Below are 11,349 nucleotides of genomic sequence, written 5' to 3' on the forward strand. Positions count from 1 at the left end.
GCTACGCATCGCGGCTCGTACAAAGCTACAGTGGCCAGTGAAGACTTTGGCTGCAGGGCAACCGCCCGCCGCGAATAGCGCAGCTTGAGCTCAAGAACCTGCCCGGCGCACATGACCGGGCTGTTGTAACCGATATGTCGCACACGCCGCGTTCATGACGGGCAGTTACCCTGCCGGACCTGAGGCGACGATGAATGCGCCAAAAGAGAGGTTGGACGTGGCTGCAGGAGAAGAGACCTCACACATCCTTAGCGGGTTGACTTCCCAGCTGCCTGATCGTGATCCGGAAGAGACTGCCGAGTGGGTTGAGTCTTTGGATGCGTTGATCAGGGAGCAGGGCACGGAGCGGGCGCAGTTCATCATGCGCAGCCTGCTTCAGCGGGCGGGGTCCCAGTCGGTGGGTGTGCCGATGGTGACGACCACCGATTACGTGAACACGATCCCGGCGGACCAGGAAGCGGAGTTCCCGGGCAACGAGGAGTTCGAGCGCCGGTACCGGGCGTACATGCGCTGGAACGCGGCCGTGATGGTGCACCGGGCGCAGCGGTCCGACATCGGGGTGGGCGGGCACATCTCGACCTATGCCGGGGCCGCGACCCTGTACGAGGTCGGCTTCAACCACTTCTTCCGCGGCAAGGACCACCCTTCCGGCGGGGACCAGGTGTTCTTCCAGGGCCACGCGTCCCCGGGCATGTACGCCAGGGCGTTCATGGAAGGCCGGCTCACGGAGGAGGACCTGGACGGGTTCCGGCAGGAAAAGTCCAAGGAAGGCCACGCCCTCTCCTCCTACCCGCACCCGCGCCTGATGCCCGCGTTCTGGGAATTCCCCACCGTGTCCATGGGCATCGGCCCGATGAACGCGATCTACCAGGCCCAGTCCAACCGCTACCTGCACGACCGGGGCCTGAAGGACACCTCCGGCCAGCAGGTCTGGGCGTTTTTGGGCGACGGGGAAATGGACGAGCCCGAGTCCCGCGGCCTGCTCCAGCTCGCCGCGAACGAGAACCTGGACAACCTGAACTTCGTGATCAACTGCAACCTCCAGCGCCTGGACGGGCCGGTGCGGGGCAACGGGAAGATCATGCAGGAACTGGAAGCGTTCTTCCGCGGCGCGGGCTGGAACGTCATCAAGGTCGTCTGGGGCCGGGAATGGGATGATCTCCTGGCCAGGGACACCGACGGGTCCCTGGTGAAGATCATGAACGAAACCGTCGACGGCGACTACCAGACCTACAAGGCCGAGTCCGGCGGGTTCGTCCGCGAACACTTCTTCGGGAAGACCCCGGCCACCAAGGACCTGGTCGCGGACCTGGACGACAACCAGATCTGGAACCTCAAACGCGGCGGCCACGACTACCGCAAGGTCTACGCCGCGTACAAGGCCGCGACCGAGTTCAAGGGCAAACCCACCGTGATCCTGGCCAAGACCGTCAAGGGCTACGGACTCGGACCCCACTTCGAGGGCCGCAACGCGACCCACCAAATGAAGAAACTCACCATGGAAGACCTCAAGGCCTTCCGGGACCACCTGCGCATCCCCATCACCGACGAACAACTCGACACGGACCTGTACCGGCCCCCGTACTACCACCCCGGCATGGACGCCCCGGAAATCCGGTACATGATGGACCGCCGCGCCGCCCTGGGCGGTTCCGTCCCGGAACGCCGCAGCACCCACACCCCCGTGGTGCTGCCGGAAGAGAAGTCCTACGAGGTCGCCAAGCGCGGCTCCGGCAAGCAGCAGGCCGCCACCACCATGGCCTTCGTCAGGCTCCTGAAAGACCTCATGCGGGACAAGAACTTCGGCGCCCGCTTCGTCCCGGTGGTGCCGGACGAGTCCCGGACCTTCGGCATGGACGCGTTCTTCCCCACCGCGAAGATCTACAACCCCAAGGGCCAGAACTACCTCTCCGTGGACCGGGACCTCGTCCTGGCCTACAAGGAATCCCCCCTGGGCCAGCTCATCCACCCCGGCATCAACGAAGCCGGCGCCGTCGCCGCGTTCACCGCCGCCGGCACCGCCTACGCCACCCACGGCGAACCCCTCGTGCCGATCTACGTGTTCTACTCCATGTTCGGCTTCCAACGCACCGGCGACGCCTTCTGGGCCGCCGCGGACCAGATGACCCGCGGCTTCATCATCGGCGCCACCGCAGGACGGACCACCCTCACCGGCGAAGGACTCCAACACGCCGACGGCCACTCCCCCATCCTGGCCTCCACCAACCCCGCCGTCCTCACCTACGACCCCGCCTACGGCTACGAAATCGGCCACATCATCCGCGACGGACTCCAGCGCATGTACGGACCGGACTCCGAAGACCGGAACCTCATGTACTACCTCACCGTGTACAACGAACCCATCACCCAGCCCGCGGAACCGGAAAACCTCGACACCGAAGGCCTCCTGAAAGGCATCTACCTGCTGGCCCCGGCGAAAACCGACGGGCCCCGCGCACAGATCCTCGCCTCCGGCGTCTCCGTCCCCTGGGCCCTGGAAGCCCAGCGCGTCCTCGCCCAGGACTGGGGCGTCTCCGCCGATGTCTGGTCCGTGACCTCCTGGAACGAACTCCGACGCGACGGCCTCGCCGCCGAGGAACACGCCTTCCTCAACCCCGGCCAGGAACCCCGCACCCCCTTCGTCGCCCGGCAACTCGCCGGCGCCACCGGACCCGTCATCGCCGTCACCGACTACATGAAGGCCGTCCCGGACCAGATCCGCCAATTCATCCCCAACGAATTCGCCTCCCTCGGCGCCGACGGCTTCGGCTTCTCCGACACCCGCCAAGCCGCCCGACGCTTCTTCAAGAACGACACCCACTCGATCGTCACCAAAACCCTCCAACTGCTCGCCCGTCGTGGCGAAGTGGATGCCCAGGCTCCGGCCCAGGCAATCGAGAAGTACCGTCTTCTCGATGTCAACGCGGGAACCACCGGCGGTGCAGGCGGCGAAAGCTAAGCCTCAGCGAGGCGAATCAAAGTCACCAAGACCACGACGGCGGTCCACACCGGAAGGTGCGGGCCGCCGTCGGGCTTAACAATCTCTCCTCAGCGCTGCGCGACCCGGACACTCGCGTGACCCACACCAAACGCAGTTGTAGCCTTCGCACAAATGGAGCTTGCGGATGATGCGCCGTATGCTCAAGGAATGGCAGAGCCGATTCAAACCCCCGCGAAACGCAAAGCGGCTGCGCGCGCGCTATCACCCGAAAAGGCGGAGACCCTGAAGCGGCTCCGCGCCAATGTGGGGCAACTGTCCACCACCACCATGCGCAAGCTTGAGAAATCACTGCCTTGGTACAGCCGGTTGAGCTCCGACGAACGTTCGGCGCTGGGCTTGGTTGCCCAAAACGGAATCGCGGCTTTCGTGACGTGGTACGAACGGCCCAGCTCGCCGTCGTGGATCCTGACGGATGTCTTCGGCAATGCTCCCACCGAGCTGACGCGCTCCATCAGCTTGCAAAAGGCCCTCCAGTTGATCCGTATCGTGGTCGAGGTGGTGGAGGACCAGGTGCCTGTGATCGCTCCTGAAGCCGACCAGCCTTCCTTGCGCGAAGCGGTCCTGCGCTACTCGAGGGAAGTGGCGTTCGCCGCCGCTGACGTCTACGCCCGGGCCGCGGAATCGCGCGGTTCTTGGGACACCCGGCTCGAAGCCTTGATTGTCGACGCCATCCTCCGTGGCGAGAACACCGATGCCCTTCGCTCACGCATTGCGGCCCTCGGCTGGAAGGCCCAGGAACGCTTCACCGTGATGGTGGGAAACTCGCCGTCGGAACCGAGCGCAAGCTATGTGAGCGAGTTGCGCCGGACGGCCGGACGCTACGCGGAGGACGCCTTGGTTGGCATCCAGGGCGATCGACTCATCCTTATTCTGGGTGGCGTGCAGGACCGCGATACCGCCTATGTGAAGCTGAGCGAGCTGTTCGCCCCGGGCGCGGTGGTCTATGGACCGGAGGCCGGCTCCCTGCTGGAAGCGAGCAGCTCTGCCCAGGCAGCCTTTGCGGGGCTCACGGCGGCCAAGGCCTGGCCCTCGGCTCCGCGACCGGTAGCCGCCGACGACCTGCTCCCGGAACGCGTGGTCTCCGGCGACGACGCCGCGCGCCGTTCCCTCATCAAGAACATCTACCGGCCGCTGCTTGCTGCCTCCAACGGGCTCGTTGAGACGCTGGGCACCTATTTGGAGCTCGGCCATTCCCTCGAAGCAACCGCCCGCGAGCTGTTCGTCCATGCGAACACAGTGCGGTATCGTCTCAAGCGCGTCTGCGACGTCACAGGGTGGGATCCACTCCTTCCCCGGGAGGCTTTTGTGCTCCAAACTGCCCTGGTTGTGGGCAGGCTTTCGGCTCAGCCGAAGGCGACGTCGGAGCGTCACGGTACCCGATCCGCGGGTTGAACCGTTGTAGACTTCCTACAAACTGACCCAGTGAGCTTGGTGTACGCAAACACCAGTAGTTCACGCGGCAATTTGGAAAGCTGGTTACGTGCTTGCAATCGTCTGCCCTGGACAGGGCTCCCAGACCCCTGGATTTTTGGCCCCTTGGCTGGAGCTCCCTTCCGTAGAGGCCCATTTGGCCTCCCTGAGCGAAATCGCAGGCATCGACCTCAAGGCCCACGGCACCACCTCCGACGAAGAAACCATCAAGGACACCGCGATCGCGCAGCCTTTGATCGTCGCCGCAGGACTCGTGGCAGCGAAGTCGCTGTTCGACGTCGAGCTCAGCACCCTTCCGATCGTTTTGGCCGGTCACTCGGTCGGTGAGATCACTGCCGCAGCACTTGCGGGTGTCCTCAGCGAGGAAGAAGCCATGACGTTCGTCCGCGAGCGTGCCAACAACATGGCAGCCGCTGCCGCCGTCACCCCCACCGGGATGAGCGCCGTGGTCGGCGGTGACCCGGCTGAGGTTCTCTCGGCAATTGCGGCCGCGGGCGCAACACCCGCGAACGTCAACGGCGCCGGGCAGACCGTTGCCGCGGGCACCTTCGAACAACTTCAGGCCCTCGCTGACAACCCGCCGGCCAAGGCCCGGGTGATCCCCCTGAAGGTCGCCGGCGCGTTCCACACCTCCCACATGGCTCCGGCCGTGAACGCACTTGAAGCACTCCGGCCCTCGCTCAAGCCGCAGGCCCCCACGGTTCCCCTGCTCTCGAACTTCGACGGCCAGGAAGTCACTGACGGCGGCGCCGCCGTCGAAAGCCTGATCGCCCAGGTGTCACGCCCGGTGCGCTGGGATCTCTGCATGGAGAACCTGGTCCAGCGCGGGGTCACCGGACTCATCGAGCTGGCGCCGGCCGGCACTTTGGCAGGGCTTGCCAAGCGCGGCATGCCCGGCGTCAAGACCGTTGCCGTCAAGACCCCGGATGACTTGTCCGCGGCACTTGCACTCTTCGCAGAACTGGAGGGAGAAGCATGAGCGCCCCCGTACTCAGGCAGGCACCGACCAACGAATATTCACGGATCGTAGGCATCGGGGCATACCGTCCGGACATCATCGTCACCAATGACGACGTTTGCCAGTGGATCGATTCCTCGGACGAATGGATCCGCCAGCGCACCGGAATCGTGACCCGTCACCGTGCAGCCGCCAATGTCAGCGTCATCGACATGGCGGAGGGAGCTGCCCGCGAGGCACTCAAGCAAGCGGGCATCGAGGCGTCGCAGCTGGGCGCCGTGATCGTTTCCACCGTCACGCACCCGTACGCCACACCGTCCGCAGCCGCCGCGCTCACCGACCGCTTGGGCGCAACCCCCGCACCGGCGTTCGACATCTCCGCGGCATGTGCGGGCTACTGCTACGGCATTGCCCAGGGCGATGCCTTGGTCCGATCGGGGGCAGCAGAATACGTTTTGGTGGTAGGCGCCGAGAAGCTCTCGGACGTCATCGACAACCACGAGCGCACCATCTCCTTCCTCCTCGGCGACGGAGCCGGCGCAGTTGTCATCGGCCCCTCCGATACGCCTGGCATCGCCCCCTCGGTCTGGGGATCCGATGGAAGCAAGTGGAACGCGATCGGCATGACGCATTCCCTCGACGAAGTCCGCAACCTTGGCGAGACTGCCCGCCATTCGGATGAGTCCGATGATCAGGCCATTATTTCCGCCGCGCAAGATGTTTGGCCGACGCTCCGCCAGGACGGCCAGACGGTCTTCCGCTGGGCCGTCTGGGAAATGGCGAAGGTTGCCCAGCAAGCCCTCGATGCCGCCGGGATAGAAGCCTCGGATCTTGCGGCTTTTGTCCCCCACCAGGCGAACATGCGGATCATCGATGAGATGGTCAAGAAGCTCAAGCTCCCGGAGACCGTTGTGGTTGCGCGCGATATCGCGGATGCCGGCAACACCTCTGCCGCTTCCATTCCGCTGGCCACGCATCGTCTCCTGCAGGAAAATCCCGGACTCAGCGGCGGCCTCGCCTTGCAGATCGGATTCGGTGCCGGCTTGGTCTTCGGTGCCCAGGTAGTCGTTCTTCCGTAGTTTGGACCGCTTCACCCCCCAATTGAATAGTGCTTTGAAACCCAAGCCGTATCCGCGGTTTGCCCCATTTCCGGCAGCAGCCGGCACAACAAGAAAAGGAGCCAACAATGGCTAGCAACGAAGAAATCCTGGCCGGCCTGGCTGAAATCGTGAACGAAGAGACCGGCCTCGCCACCGACGCCGTCGAGCTGGACAAGTCCTTCACCGAGGACCTGGACATCGACTCGATCTCCATGATGACCATCGTCGTCAACGCTGAAGAGAAGTTCGGCGTCCGCATTCCGGACGAAGAGGTCAAGAACCTGAAGACCGTCGGCGACGCCGTCAACTTCATTTCCAACGCACAGGCCTAGTCTGGCCTCAACTGTGCCGGACTTCGGGTGCGCCCTGTTGCATCCGAAGCCCGGCACAGCTGCTTTATCTCCCAGAGTTTTTTCCTGCCGTCCCAGTGAGAACAGCACATGGGTTGGCTGATCCGACAGAGAGTGATCGCATGGCACGCAAAGTAGTCATAACCGGTCTGGGCGCCACAACGCCCATCGGCGGCGACGTCCCCACGATGTGGAAGAACGCGCTCAAAGGGGTCTCCGGTGCCCACACACTCGAGGACGAGTGGGTTGCCAAGTATGACCTTCCGGTCCACTTTGCCGCCCGGTGCTCGACGCCGGCCCTCGAGGTTCTGAGCCGCGTTGAAGCCAAGCGCATGGACCCGTCCACGCAGTTCGGCGTCATCGCCGCACGCGAAGCCTGGGCAGATTCCGGCATCACCGAAATCGACCACGATCGCCTTGCCGTGGCTTTCGCCACCGGCATCGGCGGTGTCTGGACGCTCCTGGACGCTTGGGACACCCTGAAGGAAAAGGGCCCTCGACGGGTACTGCCCATGACGGTCCCCATGCTCATGCCGAATGGCGTCGCAGCTGCCGTCAGCCTTGACCTTGGTGCCCGCGCCGGTGCGCACACCCCGGTTTCCGCTTGCGCCTCGGGCACCGAAGCCATGCACCTCGGCCTCGACCTCATCCGCTCGGGCAAGGCCGACGTCGTCGTATGCGGCGGCGCCGAAGCCGCCATCCACCCGATGCCCCTCGCCGCCTTCGCCTCGATGCAGGCGCTCTCCCGCCGTAATGACGATCCCGAACACGCTTCGCGGCCATACGACCGCGACCGCGACGGCTTTGTCATGGGTGAAGGTGCAGGCGCCCTGGTCCTGGAAGCCGAAGAGCACGCCATCGCCCGCGGTGCGCGCATCTACGCCGAGCTCGCCGGCACGTCGGTAACGGCCGACGCCTACCACATCACCGCTCCGGACCCGGAAGGCCTGGGCGCCACCCGCGCATTGAAGGCTGCCATGTTCGATGGCCGGATCCAGGCCGAGGACGTCGTACACGTCAACGCCCACGCCACGTCAACGCCGGTCGGCGACAAGCCCGAGTACACGGCGCTCCGTGCCGCCCTGGGCACGCACGTCGACAATGTGGCGGTCTCTGCCACCAAGTCCCAGATGGGCCACCTGTTGGGTGCTTCAGGGGCCGTGGAGGCCGTGCTGACCGTGCTCGCGGTCTATGAACGCCAGGCTCCGTTGACCATCAACCTCGAAAACCAGGATCCGGAGATCCCGCTCGACGTCGTCACTTCGGCACGCTCACTGCCTGCCGGTGACATTGTTGCGTTGAGCAACTCCTTCGGCTTCGGCGGCCACAACGCCGTCATCGCTGTCCGCAGCGTCTGACAGCTCCTGCCAGTTCGGCGCGCAATCGGTGCACAAGAGGAGGGCCCCACCACGGTGGGGCCCTCCTCTTTGCTATGGAAAAGCTGTCTCTACGCCTTCGCGGCGGAGCTTGGGCCGGGCTTAGCCGACCTGGTGGAGCCAGCGGACAGGTGCGCCTTCGGCAGCATGGCGGAAAGGCTCGAGTTCTTCGTCCCAAGCCTCGCCGAGCGCCAGGGAAAGCTCGTGATAGACAGCCGCGGGGTCCCCTGCTGCCGACTCATACGCGTAGCGGATGCGGTCCTCGGTAACCATGATGTTGCCGTGGACGTCCGTCACGGCATGGAAAATACCGAGTTCCGGCGTGTGGGACCAACGCGCACCGTCCACGCCTTGGCTCGGCTCCTCGGTGACTTCGTAGCGAAGATGCGCCCACCCGCGCAAGGCCGACGCCAATTGCGCGCCGGTTCCGGGGACTCCTGCCCAAGACAATTCGGCGCGGAACATTCCGGGCGCAGCCGGTTGAGGGGTCCACTCAAGGTCGGTCCGCTTGTCAACGACCGATCCGATGGCCCACTCAACGTGAGGGCACAACGCGGTAGGGGCCGAATGCACAAACAAGACACCGCGGGTTGTTGCAACAGACATTCCATCCTCCATAGCTGTAGGTACGTCTTCCCCAACGACCTCTGCCTGGATGAAATTTTTGCTGCGCTCATGCCGCGCTGTTCCCGTTTCCCTACCTTTCTATGATTTTTCCGCAACGGAAGAACATTCAAGTTTTGGTTGAAAGTTCCCCCGCAGTGCTTTCATTTTGCCGTACAGACCGGAATTACGCCAGTGCGATTCCCGGGCGCGCCGATTTCGTCCCCGCAGGAGCTCTTCAGCCTGCTGCGAGGTTTCTCCGGACGTCGCTTTCCCTCAAGCACGCGGATGGGCCTGTTGATAGCTCTTACGAAGCCGGTCCACCGACACGTGGGTGTAGATCTGGGTTGTTGCCAGGCTACTGTGTCCCAGAATTTCCTGTACCGCCCGCAGGTCCGCCCCGCCGTCGAGCAAATGGGTGGCAGCTGTGTGGCGCAGGGCGTGTGGCCCTGTTGCCGCGGTGTCACCGAGCGCCGCCAGGAGGTCGTTGACCACGCTGCGTGCCTGGCGTTGGTCGATTCGGTTGCCCCTCAAGCTGAGAAAGAGCGCCGGTCCGCTGCGCTCGGTGACTAGCCGAGGACGACCGCGACGGAGCCAGTCGTCGACGGCGAGCGCAGCCGGGACCCCGTAAGGGACAGTACGTTCCTTGTTGCCTTTGCCAAGCACGCGAAGGGTCCGACGATCCGGGTCGAGATCGTCGATGTCGAGCCCGGCCAGCTCCCCGACACGAATTCCCGTGGCGTAGAGCAATTCGACGACGGCACGATTACGCAGCGGCATCGGGGAACCATCCGAAGCCGCCTCGGTGAGGTTTTCGAAAATCCTGGCGATTTGCTGTTGATGAAGTACTCCGGGGAGAGCGTGATCCCGTTTGGGGGCTTGGAGGCGAAGGGCCGGGTCCGACGCAATCAGTTCCTCCCTCAATGCCCAGGAGGTGAATGCCCGGGCCGTGGCGGCATGCCGGGCCAGAGTCGCTCTCGACCTGCCGGCTTCACTCTGTGCGCCCAACCAGCGACGTAGAGTGCCAAGTTCCAGGGCCGCGAGCTCCCCCACACCCTCCGCGGCGGCAAAGCCCAGTAAGTTCTCGACGTCCGCAATGTACGCCCTCACGGTGTGGGTGGATCTTGCCCGTTCGCCCTCGAGGTAGCGCCGAAAGTTCTCCACGGACTTGGCGAGCGCTTCGGGGAGCGGTTTCTCTTGCACTCCTCCACTGTGCCAGCAGTGGGCCCGGGCGGGTGGGATCGCCACGTTCGCCGCCAAGGGTCAGATTCCGGCCGGCTGGATCCCATTCGGTTGTGCACCCCCACCGCTTGCTCAATCCCGCTTCCCAGATCTCTTCCAGGCGCCGCTCACAGATGCTGCCAGTCCCAACAATCCGAGCCGTCCAAGTCCGGCCCTCACCGACTCCGGGCTGAGTCCCGCCACCACAGCGAGCTTCTCCACTGAGCTCGTTGAACGGACTGGAAGGGCATCCAACAGTATGAGGTCCTCAAGCGTGAGCCCATCGTGATCGGAAGCATCCTTTTCCTTATCCTCCGCGAGCGCTTCACCGCTGGACCCCGCCAGTTCGGCAATCTCGCCGATGTCCGTGACGCAAACGGCCCCGCCGTCCCTGAGAAGCCGGTGGCAGCCCGCCGAGTTGGCACTGTGGACGGATCCCGGAACCGCCGCGACGGCCCTGCCGATGGATTCGGCATGATGGGCGGTATTCAGCGCGCCCGAACGCCAGCGGGCCTCCACCACGACCGTCACTCCAGCCAAAGCCGCGATGATTCTGTTCCTCTGGAGGAACCGGTACCGGGTGGGCGCCGAACCCGGGGGAACCTCAGCGATGACCGAACCTTGATTTGCCACGGCACGCAGCAAGTCCTCGTTCCCCGACGGGTAGTACCTGTCGACTCCCCCGGCCATCACCGCGATGGTCGGCATGTCGTTGGTGCCCCCGGTGAGCGCTCCACGATGGGCATGGGCGTCTATGCCGTACGCGCCTCCCGATACGACGGTATAGCCTCGCTGGCCCAGCCCGTAGGCGAAGTCACCCGTTACGGAGGCTCCGTAACTGGTGCTGTCCCGTGAGCCGACAAGGGCAACGACCCGCCGCAAGGGCGGAAACTCCAATTCGTGTCCACGCCACCACAAACACAGCGGTTCATGGAGGCCTAGATCGGCCAACTGGGCAGGCCACATCGGGTCGCCGGGAATGATCATGCGGCCACCGAGGCGTTGCACGGTGGCAAGATCCCGTTCAGGTGCCAGATCCGGGATCCTTGGCGCCCACCGACGCAGCGCGGGAGCCAATCCGGCCCCTGCTGCGGAAACCCCGTTGTCAAGCAGCAAGGAAGTCACCTCCTGCTCAAGGCCGGGACCAGGCGCGAGCCGACCGGTCGCTATCCTAAGACCGTCGACGGCCCCCGCGGCTTGCACCAGCGCGAGTCCGGCCGCGTCTTGCGGCTCCATCAGCCTCGACAGCGCTGCCCGGGCAAGGCGTTCTTTCGACCGTTCCGGCGTTCCGATTCCAGGCAAGGACGGG

General features: G+C 64.7%; 9 protein-coding genes. 6 read left to right on the plus strand and 3 right to left on the minus strand.

What is annotated here, in order from left to right; genetic code table 11:
• Positions 1-190: 190 nt before the first annotated feature.
• From aceE to fabF, 6 genes are all read left to right on the plus strand, one after another.
• Positions 191-2,959, plus strand: coding sequence for a pyruvate dehydrogenase (acetyl-transferring), homodimeric type (gene aceE / locus ACX5I4_RS13075; protein ID WP_461838721.1), 2,769 nt, complete (start codon positions 191-193; stop codon positions 2,957-2,959).
• 189 nt (positions 2,960-3,148) lie between these two features.
• Positions 3,149-4,393, plus strand: coding sequence for a PucR family transcriptional regulator (locus tag ACX5I4_RS13080; RefSeq protein WP_461837038.1), 1,245 nt, complete (start codon positions 3,149-3,151; stop codon positions 4,391-4,393).
• Between the two features lie 88 nt (positions 4,394-4,481).
• The gene (locus ACX5I4_RS13085) at positions 4,482-5,411 is read left to right on the plus strand and encodes an ACP S-malonyltransferase (protein WP_461837039.1); all 930 of its coding nucleotides are present in this window, start codon (positions 4,482-4,484) and stop codon (positions 5,409-5,411) included.
• The gene (locus ACX5I4_RS13090) at positions 5,408-6,469 is read left to right on the plus strand and encodes a beta-ketoacyl-ACP synthase III (protein ID WP_461837040.1); all 1,062 of its coding nucleotides are present in this window, start codon (positions 5,408-5,410) and stop codon (positions 6,467-6,469) included. Before ACX5I4_RS13085 ends, ACX5I4_RS13090 begins: the two co-directional genes overlap by 4 nt.
• A 107-nt stretch (positions 6,470-6,576) precedes the next feature.
• Entirely contained in the window at positions 6,577-6,822 is a 246-nt protein-coding gene (locus ACX5I4_RS13095; RefSeq protein WP_184737393.1) for an acyl carrier protein, read from the plus strand.
• A 140-nt stretch (positions 6,823-6,962) separates the two neighbouring features.
• Entirely contained in the window at positions 6,963-8,198 is a 1,236-nt protein-coding gene (gene fabF, locus ACX5I4_RS13100) for a beta-ketoacyl-ACP synthase II (RefSeq protein WP_461837041.1), read from the plus strand.
• 120 nt (positions 8,199-8,318) lie between these two features.
• Here fabF and ACX5I4_RS13105 read toward each other — a convergent pair whose 3' ends face one another.
• The 3 genes from ACX5I4_RS13105 to dprA all read right to left on the minus strand — a co-directional run bounded on the left by ACX5I4_RS13105 (position 8,319) and on the right by dprA (position 11,276).
• Entirely contained in the window at positions 8,319-8,822 is a 504-nt protein-coding gene (locus tag ACX5I4_RS13105) for a DUF3145 domain-containing protein (RefSeq protein ID WP_265980849.1), read from the minus strand.
• A gap of 273 nt (positions 8,823-9,095) precedes the next feature.
• Positions 9,096-10,022: a tyrosine recombinase XerC gene (locus ACX5I4_RS13110; protein ID WP_461837042.1), complete on the minus strand. Its 927-nt coding sequence runs from the start codon at positions 10,020-10,022 to the stop codon at positions 9,096-9,098.
• A gap of 111 nt (positions 10,023-10,133) precedes the next feature.
• Positions 10,134-11,276, minus strand: coding sequence for a DNA-processing protein DprA (gene dprA / locus ACX5I4_RS13115; protein WP_461838722.1), 1,143 nt, complete (start codon positions 11,274-11,276; stop codon positions 10,134-10,136).
• Between the last annotated feature and the right edge of the window lie 73 nt (positions 11,277-11,349).

The sequence above is a fragment of the Arthrobacter sp. MMS24-S77 genome (genome assembly GCF_054888235.1).

Excerpts from the sequence above, each read along its gene's own strand:
- fabF (WP_461837041.1), top strand. The coding sequence starts at position 6,963 with ATGGCACGCAAAGTAGTCATAACCGGTCTGGGCGCCACAACGCCCATC.
- dprA (WP_461838722.1), bottom strand. The coding sequence starts at position 11,276 with ATGGAGCCGCAAGACGCGGCCGGACTCGCGCTGGTGCAAGCCGCGGGG.
- ACX5I4_RS13105 (WP_265980849.1), bottom strand. The coding sequence starts at position 8,822 with ATGTCTGTTGCAACAACCCGCGGTGTCTTGTTTGTGCATTCGGCCCCT.
- ACX5I4_RS13090 (WP_461837040.1), top strand. The coding sequence starts at position 5,408 with ATGAGCGCCCCCGTACTCAGGCAGGCACCGACCAACGAATATTCACGG.
- ACX5I4_RS13080 (WP_461837038.1), top strand. The coding sequence starts at position 3,149 with ATGGCAGAGCCGATTCAAACCCCCGCGAAACGCAAAGCGGCTGCGCGC.
- aceE (WP_461838721.1), top strand. The coding sequence starts at position 191 with ATGAATGCGCCAAAAGAGAGGTTGGACGTGGCTGCAGGAGAAGAGACC.
- ACX5I4_RS13095 (WP_184737393.1), top strand. The coding sequence starts at position 6,577 with ATGGCTAGCAACGAAGAAATCCTGGCCGGCCTGGCTGAAATCGTGAAC.